The 15551-nt window shown below is 70.0% G+C and carries 15 protein-coding genes and 2 pseudogenes; 11 read left to right on the top strand and 6 right to left on the bottom strand.

The window, feature by feature from the left end; all coding sequences use genetic code 11:
- Positions 1-7: 7 nt before the first annotated feature.
- Positions 8-1513 (bottom strand): hypothetical protein, encoded by a 1506-nt coding sequence (locus ACR807_RS22725; RefSeq protein ID WP_438923397.1) that lies wholly within the window; start codon positions 1511-1513, stop codon positions 8-10.
- Between the two features lie 387 nt (positions 1514-1900).
- Between ACR807_RS22725 and ACR807_RS22720 the strand changes: the two are divergent.
- Positions 1901-2059: pseudogene (locus tag ACR807_RS22720) on the top strand (IS5/IS1182 family transposase); the annotation flags it as partial.
- Positions 2060-2287: 228 nt separating this feature from the next.
- On the opposite strand, the gene ACR807_RS22715 reads toward ACR807_RS22720, so the two are convergent.
- The 4 genes from ACR807_RS22715 to ACR807_RS22700 all read right to left on the bottom strand — a co-directional run bounded on the left by ACR807_RS22715 (position 2288) and on the right by ACR807_RS22700 (position 5909).
- Entirely contained in the window at positions 2288-3235 is a 948-nt protein-coding gene (locus ACR807_RS22715; protein WP_438923398.1) for a cold-shock protein, read from the bottom strand.
- 279 nt (positions 3236-3514) lie between these two features.
- The gene (locus ACR807_RS22710; protein WP_438923396.1) at positions 3515-4711 is read right to left on the bottom strand and encodes an IS701 family transposase; all 1197 of its coding nucleotides are present in this window, start codon (positions 4709-4711) and stop codon (positions 3515-3517) included.
- 62 nt (positions 4712-4773) lie between these two features.
- The gene (locus ACR807_RS22705) at positions 4774-5430 is read right to left on the bottom strand and encodes an IS630 family transposase (RefSeq protein ID WP_438923395.1); all 657 of its coding nucleotides are present in this window, start codon (positions 5428-5430) and stop codon (positions 4774-4776) included.
- Positions 5325-5909 carry a helix-turn-helix domain-containing protein gene (locus ACR807_RS22700; RefSeq protein WP_438923394.1) on the bottom strand — a complete coding sequence of 195 codons (585 nt, stop codon included), beginning with the start codon at positions 5907-5909 and terminating at the stop codon, positions 5325-5327. The genes ACR807_RS22705 and ACR807_RS22700 overlap by 106 nt, the downstream gene beginning before the upstream one ends.
- Positions 5910-5985: 76 nt before the next feature.
- Here ACR807_RS22700 and ACR807_RS22695 point away from each other — a divergent pair, with 76 nt between their 5' ends.
- A complete protein-coding gene (locus ACR807_RS22695; RefSeq protein WP_438923393.1) occupies positions 5986-7407 on the top strand; it encodes a LamG-like jellyroll fold domain-containing protein in 1422 nt (473 codons plus the stop codon).
- A gap of 432 nt (positions 7408-7839) precedes the next feature.
- Here the strand turns inward: ACR807_RS22695 and ACR807_RS22690 are convergent, their stop codons facing one another.
- Complete coding sequence (locus tag ACR807_RS22690) at positions 7840-8640, bottom strand: YczE/YyaS/YitT family protein (protein ID WP_438923392.1); 801 nt, start codon at positions 8638-8640, stop codon at positions 7840-7842.
- A gap of 628 nt (positions 8641-9268) precedes the next feature.
- Between ACR807_RS22690 and ACR807_RS22685 the strand changes: the two genes are divergently transcribed.
- The 9 genes and pseudogenes from ACR807_RS22685 to ACR807_RS22645 all read left to right on the top strand — a co-directional run bounded on the left by ACR807_RS22685 (position 9269) and on the right by ACR807_RS22645 (position 15001).
- A complete protein-coding gene (locus tag ACR807_RS22685) occupies positions 9269-10162 on the top strand; it encodes a hypothetical protein (protein WP_438923391.1) in 894 nt (297 codons plus the stop codon).
- On the top strand, positions 10159-10590 hold the full coding sequence (locus ACR807_RS22680) for a hypothetical protein (RefSeq protein WP_438923390.1): 432 nt from the start codon (positions 10159-10161) through the stop codon (positions 10588-10590). Before ACR807_RS22685 ends, ACR807_RS22680 begins: the two co-directional genes overlap by 4 nt.
- 253 nt (positions 10591-10843) lie before the next feature.
- The gene (locus ACR807_RS22675; RefSeq protein ID WP_438923389.1) at positions 10844-11371 is read left to right on the top strand and encodes a DUF6355 family natural product biosynthesis protein; all 528 of its coding nucleotides are present in this window, start codon (positions 10844-10846) and stop codon (positions 11369-11371) included.
- Between the two features lie 118 nt (positions 11372-11489).
- The gene (locus ACR807_RS22670; protein WP_438923388.1) at positions 11490-12440 is read left to right on the top strand and encodes a L,D-transpeptidase; all 951 of its coding nucleotides are present in this window, start codon (positions 11490-11492) and stop codon (positions 12438-12440) included.
- Between the two features lie 57 nt (positions 12441-12497).
- Positions 12498-12872, top strand: coding sequence for a hypothetical protein (locus ACR807_RS22665; protein ID WP_438923387.1), 375 nt, complete (start codon positions 12498-12500; stop codon positions 12870-12872).
- 525 nt (positions 12873-13397) lie between these two features.
- On the top strand, positions 13398-13547 hold the full coding sequence (locus ACR807_RS22660) for a hypothetical protein (protein WP_438923386.1): 150 nt from the start codon (positions 13398-13400) through the stop codon (positions 13545-13547).
- Positions 13548-13618: 71 nt separating this feature from the next.
- Positions 13619-14197 (top strand): hypothetical protein, encoded by a 579-nt coding sequence (locus ACR807_RS22655; RefSeq protein WP_438923385.1) that lies wholly within the window; start codon positions 13619-13621, stop codon positions 14195-14197.
- Between the two features lie 236 nt (positions 14198-14433).
- Positions 14434-14724 (top strand): annotated as a pseudogene (locus tag ACR807_RS22650) (GP88 family protein); the annotation flags it as partial.
- The gene (locus ACR807_RS22645; RefSeq protein ID WP_438923384.1) at positions 14714-15001 is read left to right on the top strand and encodes a helix-turn-helix domain-containing protein; all 288 of its coding nucleotides are present in this window, start codon (positions 14714-14716) and stop codon (positions 14999-15001) included. The pseudogene ACR807_RS22650 and the gene ACR807_RS22645, both read left to right, overlap by 11 nt.
- Positions 15002-15551 lie beyond the last annotated feature (550 nt).

Raw genomic sequence — 15551 nt, 5'->3', positions numbered from 1 at the left:
ACCCCGGTCACCACGACTGGCGCAACCCCTGGTCACGAGCCTGGCGGAGGTCAGAATCGCCACCGCCTGACACTTGTTCGGCGGTTCGTGCGGCAAGGTAGTCGGCCCAGTCTCGGCGGGCGTAGGTGACCCAGCGGACTGCGGTGTTGACGTGAAGGCCGAGGAGGTCGGCGAGGATAGCGGCCGAGAGGTCGGCGGCGAGGGCGGCGAGGGCGCCGTTACGGGCGGTCCGGGCGCTGATGCCGTGGCGGTTGAGCAGGTTGGTGAGGCTGTGCCCATCGATTGGTTGCCCGGGAACGCGGCCGGGGAACAGCCACCTGGGTGTGTTCGGGCCGTGGGGGATCATGAGCGGGGTCGGCGGCCGGGAGGCCAGGCCACGGAGCAGAGCGCCGAGTCGCGGCGGCAGCAGGATCGGGTGACGGCCCGCCGTCAGGTAGGTGTCGTCTCCCTTCTCGGTGAGCTGATCTGCGGTGAGGTGCCGGATCCGCTGGGCTTGGAGGGCGAACAGGATGATGAGCGCTCCGGCCGCCCGGGCCTCGATGGGAAGGGTCTCGTCGGTCAGGCAGCGCTGCACGAGTTGCCAGCGTTCGTCGTCGTCGAGTAGGTCAGCGGGTTCCTGGTGCGGGATGGAAGGAACGGTGAGCCGGCGGCTGAGGCCGCGGTCAGCGGTCCAGCCGAGGAAGTAGCGGACCCGGTTGCGGCGCTGGGTGTTTTCCTCGTCAAGCCATCGGTCGAGGTCGTCCTGGCGGAGGTCTGCCAAGGTGGTTTCCTGGGCGTTGATCCAGGCCAAAAGGTCGAGGGCAACCAGGATCCGGCGGCGGAGATCACGGCCGACGGTGGTGGGGAAAGCGCGTTTGCCCGCCCGGCTTCGGGCTCGGCGCAGCAGGTGCCAGTGCAGGAACGGGCGGACGAGGTTGGCGTGCTCGACCGACTTGTCGGCCAGGTGGTGCTCCAACCAGGCCGGAACACGCTCGAAATCCTCGTGTCGTTCGGGGAGCACCCCGGTCTGCACCATCATCTGCCGGAGATGCTGAAGAGCGGCACCGGGCGGCAGCTCGTCCAGCAGGTAGTGACTGATCGGGCGGCCTTCGGTGACGAACGCGGCCAGCAATCGGGCGTTCGGATGCTCGTGAACCCACTGGATGGCCTTGAACGGCGCGTGAGTGCTGGTGAGGCCGTCCGCGAGCGGCTGGAGTTGACCTGGAATGGTCCCGTCTGGACCGGAGAGCAGGTCGTTGACCTTGTCGGCGAGGACGCAGTGGGCGCAACGTCCGTGCCCGTAAGGGTTTCCGGACCGTCCGCACTGCCGACAGCTGTAGTCGACGTCATGCCCTGCGCAGGGACCGCAGAGCCCGGCCCCGCTGGCGTCCCGGGCGATGAGCGGGTGACGCTCGTAGCAGCGGGAACATTCGGCTGGGGACCGGACGATGGCGGTGTAACAGCTCTGGCAGACCGGTCCGATCGGCCAGTAGGTCATGACGGGCTTGTCGCGTTCGCAGCGAGCGCAGGTCATGCGGGGACGCTCGTCACGGGCGTAGCAGGTGTGGCAAATCGGCTCGCCGGAGGTGATCCGTTGGCAAGGTCGTACCCGTCCGCAACGTGAGCAGGTCCGTTCCGGTCCTCGGTAGCAGCTGTCGCAGAGGTCGGGCTGATCGCCGTGAGCGTTGCGGGCGATCTTGCCGAGGCGGCCGCAGGTCCGTCGCGGACGCCGATGCCGGGTGTAGCACAAGTGGCAGTAGGCGCCCTTCTCGTCGATGAGGGCTGCGGCAGCCGTCTTCCCGCAAGACACGCATGTGTGCATGGACCGTCGGCTCTTCCAGCAGGACTGGCAGAGCGCGCGGCCGTCTGGGAGGCGGACGGCCGGGCAACGGTGTGAGTCGCACTCGGCGCATTCTTCGATTGGGTCGTCGAACGCACCATCTCCTGGCTGCTACGGTTCAAACGCCTCGGGCTGCGCTACGACCGGACCGAACGCACCACGCCGGCGCTACTCACGCCGGCCTGCACCGTGATCAACGTCCGCCGGCTCATAAAGATCGAGCTCTGCGACCAGGTCTAACGCATCCATTCACTCGTTGGGGATACATCGGTGGCTCTGTGTCGTTGGGTGGGGTGACTGGTGAGCTTCTGAGCGCGGAGCAGGTCCTCGGGTCGGCACGGGGCCCCGTCACCACGAGGGAGATCGATCTCCTGGAGGAGGCTGCAGCCGCGTTGCTGACGGCACCATCGACGGGGATGAACGAGCACTCCCGTCGGGAAGTGATCAGCCATCGGTGGGGCCGCCTCTTCAGAGGCGTTCGATGCGGTCGGCCTGCGGGCCCCGGTCGCTCTGACGCACCGCGTACCGGACCCGGTCACCCTTCTGCAGCGGCTCCGACCCCATGATCACGGACGCGTGGGCGAAGAGATCGTCGCCGCCTGCGTCCGGGGTGATGAAGCCGAAGCCGCGGTCGCCGTCGTAGCGCGCGACGACGCCCTCGCCGCCTCGTACGGGCACGTCCCGCGCGGCCGGCCCTGCGGCCGCGGCAGGTGCCGACCGCTGCGGCGCCGTCTGGGGCTCGGCGCTCCGGACCAGGTGCACGTCGCGGGCCTGCGGGCCCTTGTCTCCACGAGCCACCTCGTAGGCGACGCGGTCGCCTTCCGCGAGCCACGTCAGCCCCTCGGCCAGGGCCTGGGCGTGAACGAAGATGTCCCCGGCGCCGGAGTCGGGGTTGATGAAGCCGAAGCCCTTGTCCTCGTCGTACCAGGCCACCGTGCCGTCGGCACCGTCCGAGATACCAGCCGCAGCGGGTGAGCCGGCCCCTGCTCCCAGCGGGATCACGTGCCCGGCCTGCGGGCCGCGCTCGCCTTCGACGATCAGGAATGCCACCCGCTGCCCCTCGGTGACCACGCCGCCGGTCACGATGGCGGAGCTGTGCACGAAGATGTCGGCGCCGCCGCCGTCCGGCGACGCGAAGCCGTACCCCTTGCCCGGCTCGTACCAGTTGACGGTGCCGAGCAGGCCCACGGCGCTGCCGGTGGCCGCATCGGCGGTGACGCGAACGCGCAGCGCCTGGGGCCCGCGGTTGTTCTCGCCGACCTCGAACACCACGGCCTGACCCTCGCGGAGCACTTTCGCGCCGCCGTCCTCGACGATCTCGGAGGCGTGCACGAACACGTCCGGCGAGCCGTCTTCGGGCGCGAGGAAGCCGAAACCACGTTCGGCGTCGAACCAACGGACGGTCCCTTGCGGCATCAAAGGCTCCAGGTCGAGAGGGCGGGCACTGGCCCCCAGTCTCTCTGACGGACTTCCGGTCCGTCGGGCCGGGCCCACGGGCGGGCGGTGCGGAGCCAGGGGCGGGCCGTTGGTTCACCTAGCGACACGCCGAGTTTTGAGACCAGATCTAATACTCCAGCGGCACTTCGTTGTATAGGGCCTGTCTTCGCTGGTAGTGGGCTTGTTTGGCGCGGTGTTGGTGGCGTCTGCGCCAGTGGGACCAGGTCCAAGTGAAGACGCGGTCCGGGATGGTGGTGATCAGGTGTGCCAGGAGACGCCTGACCTCGCCGAGGGTGACCGGGATGAGGCCGCTGCCAGGGCTTTTGGCGCGATGGCGGCGGTGACGGCGAGGTAGGTGTGGGCGAGCATCGCGAGGGTGATGTGGCGGTACCAGGCGTCGTAGCGGCGGACCTGGTACTGGTCCAGGCCGACCTCGGTCTTGGCGGTCTGGAAGCAGTCCTCGACAGCCCACCGCATGCCCGCCACCCGGATCAGGTCGTCATCGAGGGTCCCCGTTGGGGCGCAACACAAGTAGTAGGCCAACTCGTGCTCGCCACGACGATTGGGTGCCAGGGAACGGCGGATCAACAGCCACCGCCGCCAGCCCGGCGGGGTGGTGTCGTCGTAGACGGGTAACGAGGCCACCGCCCAGTCGAACAGGCGTGGCCCCTTGGCGCCCTGGCCGCAGCTGCGGCGCTTCCACGCCGCTTCCGGGGCGTCGGCGGTCAGGTGGTCGGCGCGGGTGGCGCCCGCGGTGGCCGGGATGGTCTGACTGCTCGGCACGGCCACCACGTAGGCGATACGTCGATCTTCAAGCCAGGCCCGGAATTTCGAGTCGCCGCCATATGCCTCGTCCGCGGTCACCCAACGGGCCGGCACGCCGGCGTCCAACGCCCGGGCCAGCATCGCGCGGGCGAGCACGGGCTTGGTCGCGAACTCCACGGTGTCGGGCACCGCCGCCTCCCGACACCGCTCCCGATCCGCGATCCAGGACTTGGGCAGGTACAGCTCCCGGTCGATCAGCGTCCGGCCCTTGCCAGTGGCGTAAGCGAGGAACACGCCCAGCTGACAGTTCTCGATCCGACCGGCGGTGCCGGAGTACTGCCGCTGCACTCCGGCCGACCTGCTGCCCTTCTTCAGGAATCCGGTCTCGTCCACCACCAGCACACCATCGGCGTCGGCCAGGTGCTCCACCGCGTAGTCACGGGCATCGTCGCGGACCCCGTCGACGTCCCACGTCGCGGCGTTGAGCAACCGCTGCATCCCGTCCGGGGTCGCCTCACCGGCCACCTCCGCCAACGTCCAGCCGTTCTTGCCCGCGATCGGAGCCAACAGCCCCCGCACATACGCCCGAGCCCGCCGACGCGGCTCCACCCGCAGAAACCGTCCCGCCACCCGCCCGAACAACTCGTCCAAGCCGCTCACCCACGCCTGGACGTCCTCATCGACCAACACAAGATCGACAAGCTACCAGAACATGATCACGAAGTGCCGCTGGAGTACTAATGCTGCGTTCCTCAAAGGTGGTAGATAAAACGGCGTCGTAGCTTCCTCGGTTTGTGCGCCGGGCGTCCCCATACCCAGGGCTTTGCGCGGGCGTTGAGGGCGGCCGTGGCCTGTTGCGTGGCCTGGTCGATCTCCCTGGGGTCGGCGAAGCTCTGTCCGGCCAGGGCCTCTCGACGGAACAGTCGCCACCAGGGTTCCTGGAGGTTGAGCCAGCAGGCTCCGACGGGGATGAACGCGTGTTTGATGCGGGGGTGGTCGAGCAGCCATTCGCGGGTGGACTTGCTGTTGTGGCTGGAGAGGTTGTCGGTGATCACGTGGATGTCGCCGACCGGATTGGCCTGTTCCAGCATCTCCAGGAACTGTTGGTAGTAAAGGCTGTTGCGTGACGAGGCGGTGAGGGTGACGGCCTGGCCGTCATGTACGCGGACGGCGCCGTAGACCCAGGTCTTCTCCGGTCCGCGGGAGTAGTCCAGGAGTGCTTTGATGCGGTGTCCGTCACCGGACCAGCCGGGCGCGGGCGGGAAGGTGCGGGGGATGACGGGGCCGAGCTCGTCGGCGCAGACTACGGTCGCGTTCTCCGGCGGATCGGTGTAGAGCCCGACGATGTGCGTCCTTTTGGGACGAACTCCGGGTCGTTGCTCGTGGTCCAGGAACGGGTCCGACGCCACCGGACGCCTTCGGCGAGCAGGATGCGGCGGATCTGGCTGCGTCCGACCGTGATGCCGTCGGCTTGCAGGGCCTCGCTCAGCGAGTCCAGCGTCCAGTGCGCCGGACCGCCTTCCCGCTCGGCGTCCAGGGTGCCGTCGGACTGCCGGGTGAGTCGGCCCGGCGGCTGCCGGGTACGCGCCATCGCCACGATCCGGCTGCGCTCGTCCTCGGTCAACCGAGGGCGGCGCCCCGCTCCCGGACGGTCGCCCAGGCCGTCCAATCCGTTGATGTTGAACCGGTGCAGCCACTCACGCACGGTCTGCGGGTGACATCCGACCTCGGCCGCGATGTCCTTGGTCGACCCGCCCTTCCAGCTGGCCACCACGATCCTCGCACGCCGGATCCAGTCACCGGGGGCGTGTCGGGCTCCGGCCAGTTTCCGGATCGCCCGCTCCTCCGCCACGTCGATCGGTAATCGCGCTACCAGCACTTTCGGCACGTGCAGCTCCTCGTCGATCGACCTTGATCGACGATTAACATACGGCATCATTGAGGAACGCAGCACTAATAGGGAAGTGCTGATCTACGCCTACGGCATGCGCGACCCGCATCGCTTCACCTGGGACCGCGGCGGCGAGCACGCGCTCTACCTCGAGCACATCGGCCAGCACTCGATCGAGGCGGTGTACGAGGTCCGCGCGGGTGACAACCTCGGCTGGAGCGAGCGGGAGGGCGCGTTCACCTACCGCCGCGGCGACGAGTGCCACCTGTACCCGCTCCCGGCCGACGACGACCGGTACGGCTACACCTACCCGGTGGCGGCCTACGACCACGACCCGCCGGCCGGGTGGCCGTGCACGCAGGACAGCGGTCACGCCATCTCCGGCGGTCAGGTCTACCGGGGCCGCGCCGTGCCGCGGCTGCGCGGCAAGTACGTCTTCGGCGACCTGGTGGACGGCCGCGTCTTCCACACCGAGGTGTCCGAGATGAAGCGCGGCAGGCCCGCCGCGCGGCTGCACGAGCCGGCGCTGTTCGACACCCGGGGCAACGAGCGGCGGATGTCCGCCTTCGTCGGCGACGGGCGGGTGGACCTGTGGTTCGGCACGGACGCGGCCGGTGAGCTGTACCTGGTGACCAAGGCCGACGGCCGGGTCTGGAAGGTCGTCGGCACGCGGGAGGCCCCGCGACCCGAGGTGGCCCTCGGCGTCGCCCGCCACTTGGTCGCGCACTACGACTTCGAGCACCCGTTCCCCGTCGACGGCGCCCGAGAACTCGACCTCGGTCGGTCGCGAACCCTGCTCGACCTGGTCAACGGCGGCGATCGGATGCGCGTGGACGACAGCGCCTTCCGGGGCGGCGGCAAAGCACTGGAACTGGGTCCGCGGCCCGGTGCGAACGACGACTGGAAGGCCGGGGTGTGGGACCCGGACGGCGCCGAGTCGTTGAGTGCGTTCAACGGCGTTGACGGGATCACCATCATGGGCTGGTTCAAGACCACCGGCGGGAACCCCGCCCCGGGCCACGGCGCGGTCGGGTTGGCGGGCCTGCTCAGCGGCGACTCCGACGGGCACGCCGTCCGGGCGCTGATCGAGGCGTTCGAGGTGGACGGGGAACTGCGGCTGGTCGCCCTCGGGCGCCGGGTCGACGGCGGCGCGTCGCAGACCTACGCCGCGGACCTGGACTGGCGTGAGGTGCTGCCGCCGAACCGCTGGGTGCACTTGGCCGCCACGTTCGACTTCACCACGGGCGAGATGGCGCTCTACCGCGACGGCCGGGCCCTGCCGGGGTCCTACACCACACCGGGGGACCCGTGGCAGGTCGACGGGACCGGGGCCTCGCCCACCGACCCGAGGGGTATCAAGATCGGCGGGAGCTTCCCGCAGGGCACAGCCGAGCGCAACCCCTGCGCGTGCCGGGTGGACTCGCTGATGTTCCTCGACGTCGCCGCATCCGCCGACCTGGTGGCCCGGCAGTACCGCCGGTTCACCCGCCGCTGAGGGACCGACCGGGCACCGGATCGCGCCCTCGTGGGCCCCGGGTCGCGTGATCCCCTTGCCCGAAGGGCCGCGTTGACCGTCTACGGGATCAACCCGAAGGCCGCCCGCACCCGCCGTACGGGAGGGGCACAGCCGTAGTGGCCCCGCGTGTGGCCGACGACCCCGCACGGGCGTTGTCCACCGCCGGGGTCCACAGCCGGGCCGGACGCGGTCCGCTCCACTGCCCGGGCGACGATCCCGGGCGGAACGGACCGGTGGTGATGGCCGTTGCTCGACCCCGTCGAGAACCTGAGGCTCGACGACGCCGTGCCCGCGCGGCCGAGCCACGAGCACCTCTTACCCCGCTGACCGGCCGGCTCGCCCACCCGTCGCTCACGCCTTGTTCCACTGATCCGAAACACCTACTTGCAGATCGGGAAGCGCGACGGGATGTCAGCGCTTGAGGTGGTGGGTGAGATCCCCGCCCGGCATGCCGGACCTCCGCGTCCGGCCAGGCCGCGAACGGTTCCGCCCGGCCGGGTCGGTGCCTGTGCGTCGACGGGGTTCGGTGAGCGGCTCCGGCGGGGGAGAAGCGTGCAGCGACCCGCCGGCGTCGCAGGGCGCGGGTGTCGTGGCCGACCGGCTCGTCCGGCGCAGCAGGGCCGCGATGCCCGGCCCGAGCACACCGGCCAGCAGCAGCGACCCAAAGCCCACGGTGCCGTCGACGACCGCGGTGACCGGTCCCAGGGCGAGCCAGCCCGCGAGCAGGCAGCCGGTGTCGGCGACGACGCGGATCACCGCCGGGCGCATCCACGGCCGGCGACGGTGCAGCTCCAGCATCAGGCCGTCACGCGGCAGCGCACCCATCCCGGCCCCGAGGTACAGGGCGATACCCGCCGCGAACACCGCGCCGCCGACCGGCAGCAGTACCACCCGCCACCCCAGGACCGGTTCCGGCAGCAGCGCCAAGACCGTGTCGCACACGACCGCGGGCACCGTCGCGGCGATGACGGTCCCCGCGCCGGGGCGCATCCGCAGCGGCAGGTAGACCAGCAGCAGGACCGCCTGCACGGCGAGGAACGCGCCGCCCATCGTCCAGCCGGTGTGCCGGCTGATCGCCGTGTGGAGCACGTCCAACGGCAGTAGACCCAGCTTCGCGCGCACCAGCAGCGCGATGCCCACCCCCATGGACACGGTCCCCGTGACCAGGAGGAACAACCGGGCTCCGCAGCCCGTGAGAACCCTGTCGGTCACGGTCATCCCCGCCCTCGCAGACCCGAGCAGTGCCCGACGATCACAGGGCGTGAGGCGACCGCGCATCGAGCAGACGGATGTATGGCTTTCGAAGTCGTAGTGCGCATGGCTGTCCTCTTCGGATTTCGTCGTATGACAACGTCGACAAGCGAGGGGGACGCCGGTCGTGCGCTCGATACCGTAGCCGAACCGAAGCGGGTTGGGAATTATTTCACCACCCGAAAAGTCGGTCGGACATGATGCTCGGATGTGTTTTCGCTCGGCGGAACACGCGGCTTTCATAGTGTGGAAACATTCCATCAAGAGAAAGGCGTCGCGTGTCGTCAGTGACGTATCACGGCAGGTAGAACGCTTGTTTGGTTCATTTTGCGTTTTTCTCGTGACGTGACGCGAGGGTCTGTGTCATTGTTTTAGCGGCAACGGTGTTGGTTGTTGCCGGCGATCCGGAAGGGTGCGGTCGTCATCTGTGATCCGTTCTCGACGCGGAACGTCTTCACAGGGCCGCCTGCCCCGTGATCGGTAAGTGAATCGCTCGTGGACTGCCAGGGGGACGGCTGTCGCACGAAGGACGGGCAACGCGATCGAACGCCACCTGCCAACAGACAAGGTGGATGACAGGGGGAAATCAGTGGAAACACGTCGAGCGCGGTGGCGGCACACCGTGGAGGGGCGACTGCTGGTGCTGCTCGGGCACCGGGCCGACCCCGTACCGCCGGCGCTCACCGACCGTCTGATCGGCGACGAGACGCAGCAGACGCTGACCGCGGACGCCGCCGATGACCTGCTGCTGCTGGAGGCGGCGCTGCGACGGGAGTCGGCCGAGGCGCTGCAACGCCTCGACTCCGCGCAGCGAAGCATCACGACAACCCGGTCCGCACGACAACCGGATGGCGGCGGGCTGGAGCAGGCGGTGGCCGAGCACACCCAGGCCGTGCGGGACATGGAGCACGCGCGTGCCCTGATCGAGGACCTCCGCGAGTTCGTGATCGGGTTGGACCCGCCCGCCGGGGCGCTGCGGGCCGCGGCGGAGGGTTGGCGCCGCTCTCCGGACGTGCCCGCCCAGGTGGTCGTCTTCGACGACGAGACCACGTTCCTCGCCCTCGATCCCCGGCGGGCCACGACCACCGGACTGGGCGTGTCCGTCCTGGACGGGGCCGAGGAGTGGGGCTGGGCATGGCGACGCGACGGCGACGATGACGACCTGTCCGCCGCCCTGCAACCGGATCGGTGCGGTCAGTGGGTGCTGGGCTACCTGCCCGCCACCCGGGAGATCTACGCCGTCCTGCGCGGAGCGGGACTGCCGATGAGGATCTGGCTGCTCGGCCGGGACTTCACAGCCGACACCGCCCGTGCCGTCCTCGACGACCTGGCGCCGCGGATGGGGCAGCCGAACTCCCTGATCACGGCCGCGGGAACGATCCACTCGGCCTCGCTGTGGCGATCCCGGGAGGAGACGCTCCCGCTGCCGGAGTCGATGTTCCGGGACGTGCGCGTCCCGGTCGACGAAGGCGACCTGCGGTGAGGCGTTACCGGCGCGCCTGCGCCGTGCTGGGGGTGTCGAGCGGCCTGGTGGTGGCGGGCGCTTGTGCGACCCCGCAGACGCAGGACGTCGTCGTGCCGGAGTCCGCGCAGGCGGAGCACTCCGATGCGCAGGCGATGACCTCGGTGGTGATTCCGCCACCGCAGGCACGCGGATCGGTGATCACCGTCGCCGGGCAGGTCGAGTGGACCGCTCGACAGCCTGGATGCGTGGTGCTGGAGCTACCCGGCGGACAGCGTTTCCAGCTCACGGGCACGGCCGCCGACGACGGTGAACACCAGGCACGAGCCGGTACCCGCCCGGTGAGCCAGGACATCGAGGCCACCGGTCACATCCCACCCGTGGGCGCCACTTCCTGTGGCCCGATCCGTGCCTTCTGGGCACACAGCCTGACCTCAAGCGAACGCTGAACCTCCTCTACGGCAACAACTTCGCCTTTGTCGGGTGTCGGTCTGCGCGCCACGCGCCCCGCCCGGTGACACAACCACAGACCACCGGCCCGTCATGCGGGTCGGAGTCTCACCGCCGGATGGCAGGTGAGCACAGGACCGCCGGTCACTCCCGACCGGCGGGGTGTGCCACGCCGCCGCCCAAGCCCCTATCCCCCTGGGAGCACGGCGAGCGGCGCGGCACACCATCCCCATCGAGTAGCAGAGGAAACCGATGACACGCACGTTCGTCATGCGCCTGCTCGGCATCGCCGGCCTGGCGCTCGGCCTGACGATGGCCGTCACCGCCGGAAGCGCCTCGGCGCAGATCACCATGGGCGGCCCCTACGGACCCGCCGGCGAGAACGGCTCGTACTCCCAGATCCAGGTGCACCCCTCCCCGAAGGAACTCTTCCAGCCGCCCTACTCGGCACCGGCCGAACCCGCCCCCCAGAGCCGCATCGGCACGGTGTCCACCCCCGGTTCGCAGATCCAGGGCGGAGTCGACCTCGCCGGCCCGGCGCGTGCCCAGGCGGGCACCGACGCGGTGACGGCCCAGGCGTGCGGCTGGTACGCCCCCAACCGGAACTCCTACTACGTCCACTGCGGCTCGGGAAAGATCTCGATCAACGTCGAGTTCTGGTGGGGAGCGGGGTCCACGCGCTCGATCTGCGTGTGGCCGGGCACGACCAACCTGTCCAGCCACTCCACGCTCCAGGGCGGACTGATCACCTACGCCTACTACAACGGCCGCGGCTGCTGACACACCCCGCGACACCGAACCCGCTGGTCGACCAGAACCGGTGCACCGCCGTCGTCGGGGACGTCCGGCGCACCACACCCACCCGCATCCACGTGACCGCCCACTCACCACCCAGGAGGTGACCACCGTGCGCCACGGCAGGACGAGTACACCCGCGAACACGGCCACGCGCCGCACCCGAGGCATCGCCCTCGGCGGGCTCGCGCTGTCCGTCCTGACCGTGGCCGCACTCGCTCTCACCACCGCCGAGGACCGGGGACACGGCCAATCCGTCCCCGGCCCCTCGGTCGGCCGACACGCGGACCGCGCCGTCGACGTGACGGTCGACGATGTGGCTCCACCACAGCCTCGCCCGGTGTCCGAGGAGCAGCTCGCCCGCTTGCCTCAAGTCGACACCTTCACCGAGATCCCGGGCGCACCACGCGATCCGTCCCCCGAGCAGGTGCCCGACGGCACGGTGGCGCACCCCACCCGCACCGTCGTGGCATACGCGGCACCGGGTGGCGAACCCGTCGCGGCAGTGCCCGGCACGCAGCCGCTCGGCATCGAACCGACGCGCGCTCAGGTCGACACGTGGTTGCCGGTGCTGGAGCGACGACCGGGCTGGATCCTGGTCGCCCTGCCGTCACGACCCAACACCAGCGTGGCCTGGCTGCACCTGGGACCGGAGATCACCCTCGCCACGACGCCCTACCTGATCAGCGTCGACCGGGCGAGCTTCACCCTGGCGCTGCACCGCAACGGCCGTGACATCGGCCGGTGGACAGTCGGGATCGGCGCCGCGGACTCGATCACCCCCGCGGGGCGGACGTTCGTGATCGCGACGATCCACGACCCCACCGCCACCTACACGCCGGTCCTGCTGGCCTTGGGCGCGCACTCCGACACCCACACCACCTACGGGGGAGGACCGGGCACCGTCGGCGTGCACGGCTGGCCCGACCCGACCGTCTTCGGCACCGCCGGCTCCGACGGCTGCGTCCGCGTTCCTGCCGACGCACTGCGCACCCTGACCACCACCTACAACGGCAATCCCGTGCCCGCGGGAACACCCGTGATGATCCGCTGACCGCCCGCCAGAACAGACCTCACCCACTCGAAAGTCATTGACACACAGGGAGAAACCGTGTCCATCACACTGTCCGTCCGACTTCTCCTGGCCGGCGTGGCAGCCGGTGCGCTCGTCGCCGGCACCACCACCCTGCTGACCACCGCCGGCGCGTCCGCCGAAGCAGCGGGCGTGAGCATCCCACCGACCACCACGACGACGAACCCGACCATCACCCCTCCCGAACCCACGACCACCACCCCCAAGCCGACCACCCCCAAGCCGACCACCACGACGCCGCGGCCGACGACCATCCCGCCGACCGCTCCGCCGTCGACGACAGCACCGGACAGCCCGGTACCGAGCAGCCAGCCGACCGGATCGCCGACGACCAGCGTGGTCGTCGCACCGGCACCGGCGGTCGTCGTCGCCCGGCACCCGGTCACCGGGTGACCGCCCCTCAGCGCGTGGCCCGCCCTCTCTTCCCGGGAGGGCGGGCCACACCCTTCCCACCACCGCCGATTCCCAGGCAGGAGTTCCACCGTGTCCCGCGCCGACGCCGCCATACACGGCGCCACCGCCACGGCCACGCTCGACACCCACATGACGACTGCTGATGGCCGCGCGGAAGGCTACGGGGCGAAGCGTCTCCGCGTGCGAACACCGCCCCGTGGCGAACGACCGGACCTGCGGTTCCCGCAGAACCGATCGCCCGCGGCGGCTGTCCAGCACATCGAGACGGCCACGTCGATCGGGTTGTCGGTGTTGTGGGCGGACTCGGGGCGGCCGGCGCGTTCCCGCACGTGGGCGTGGCGCTGGGGATGATGGCCGTGCTGCAACTCGCGGAATCCCTGCTCGCGATGCACGCCCGGCTTCGAGGGCGCCGTGTCCGTGCCGCGGTGTGGGTGGGCGTGACCAAGGCGTTCGGGTTGGCGCTGTTGTGGGGCGCCCTGGCGGTAGCCAGTCCGACAGCCGCACGTGCGGCTGTCGCTGGCGGGCATGGCGGTGCTGCAAGCACTGCTCGCCGTCACGACGCTGCGCGCCTCCTGCCGCCCGGGGGAGGAGTACGCCCACATCGGAGGCGGCCTGACCTCCAGCGCGGCCTCGGCCGGCCACCAGCACACCTGACCACCCCGAGAGCCGGCCTGCGCGAACCACGGCCTTGCCGAGAACGCCACACCACACAGAGAGGGCAGCCAGTGATCCCTACCGCGTCCGCGGTCGTCACAGACGAGGTGCTTGACCGCGCCGACCTCCTCGCCCGCGCCCTGCGGGTCGCGGGCCGCTTCACCGACGCACTGTCCTGGTGGATGGGCTACGGCCTGAGGCGTGCGCAGCGGGCACCCGACCAGGTGCACGCCCTCGATCAGGACGAGGCGCTGCTGCTCGACCTGCCGGCGGGGCAAGAAGTCGTGCGCCGCGACGGGTTCCTGGTCCCCGCCCTCGGCCACGACGACGAACCGGTGGCCGCGATCACCTCGCTGGTCCACCTCGGCAGGCTGGGGCTGAGCGCGGCGCAACGCGCGATCCTGCACGACGGCGCCACCCCGATCGGGGTCCTCGCCGGGGACGCGCACCGTGCCTGCCACTTCGTCACCGTGCTGGGCACCGAGCCCGACCCGGAGCAGCCCGCCCTGCGGGTGCGGGCGACGCTGGTCAACGGTGGCAGGCCCGCCGTGCTCACCGAGGAGATCGTGTACTGGCGAGCACTGCTGGCCCGCCCGCCTCGGTCCGGGCTACAGGCCGTGCCGACCTTCGCCGCGCGGACACAGTGGTGAGCACCGCGGTCACCAACCCCAACGCGACACCATCACACCTGCACGCTGCTCATCCCGCCACCGCGGAGCGGAGCGCACGGGCACGCCGGCCGACGCTGTGTGCGACGCGCCGAAGCGGGCAGGTCGTCCACTGGACGGCGTGGTCACGGCCGGCTGCCCGACGCCCGGCGGAGCGGAGCACGATGCGCGGTGAACACCGTGTAGTGGCACCTCTGCTCGCGGTCGATCGCCGCAGCGTCATCCCCGATGAGGCCACCATCACCGCGGTCGGGTACCACTCCAACGCGGCCTCGGACCTGCTGGCGGTACTCGGACCCTCACCGGTCGGCATGACCCAGAACAACCGCCCCCACCTGCGCAAGCGCATCGGCGAGCGGACCTCCCGCAAGTGGCGGGCACACAAGTCCGGACACCGACCAGGACCCGCCCGGCCGAGCGCACGATCCCCTCAACCACGAGAGAGCCAGGCGGAGCACCTGGAGCATCGGCAACCCGACCCGGCATCGGAGCAATTCGATGACCGGTGACAAGCGTGACCGGGCGCGGCCGATGGCATCGGACCGCGACTCCTACCTGGAGCGCTGCCTGCGTGTGCTGGAAGCCATCGCTCCGCAACCAGGGCCCACGACGCTGGCCCGGATCAGCGAACTGAGCGGCCTGCCGTTGAGCACCGTCCACCGCCTCGTACAGGTCCTGGAGGACAGCGGCGCCCTTCGACGGGTCGGACGCCGCTACCGGATCGGCGAGCGGCTCGTCGCCATCACCGCCCACAGCACCCTTGAACGGCGCGCCGAGTCCGAGTAGCCGACTTGTCCGCACAAACACCATCCACAGACGGCGCCGACGCGCTCATGCGGGAATCGACGCACGGTCTGCATGCGCCCACTTTCGGCACATGAAATTGTTGACAACGCGAACGGCCGGTAAGTCGTCTATGCCCCCACGGCTCGACGGCTTACCGACCGTTCGGTTCCCCGACAGTGCGCTCTCGATCGCGCACCAGGACATCATGGCACGTCACAGCATCCGCTGTGCGGATTTGATTGCGCGGATCACAGTTTTCATGCAACGAAAGCGCATTTCCTGATCTGCGGGAAAAACTCTCTCCCCGAGTAGGTGGAGAGTTATGGTGTCGATATCGCACTGCGCGTCCAAGTCGTAATGACGTCATGAATCGGTCTTCGCAAGGGGCTTTATGTGTGCTTTTCTCGCGATGCTGTCGGCCGTCCGGGGAGTAGATCGTGGCCGGTGATCTGCTGTGGCGACTGATGGCCGGCAGGAACCACCGCGAGGTCCGCGCCCGCTGGCGTGCTCGCCGCGCCGGTACGGCCGGGCGGACCAACAGCACCGTTCC

The sequence above is a fragment of the Saccharothrix sabaoui genome (assembly GCF_051756985.1).
Taxonomy (GTDB): domain Bacteria; phylum Actinomycetota; class Actinomycetes; order Mycobacteriales; family Pseudonocardiaceae; genus Actinosynnema.
The sequence above is the reverse complement of the archived record's forward strand: the minus strand, read 5'-3'. Positions and strand labels throughout refer to the sequence as shown.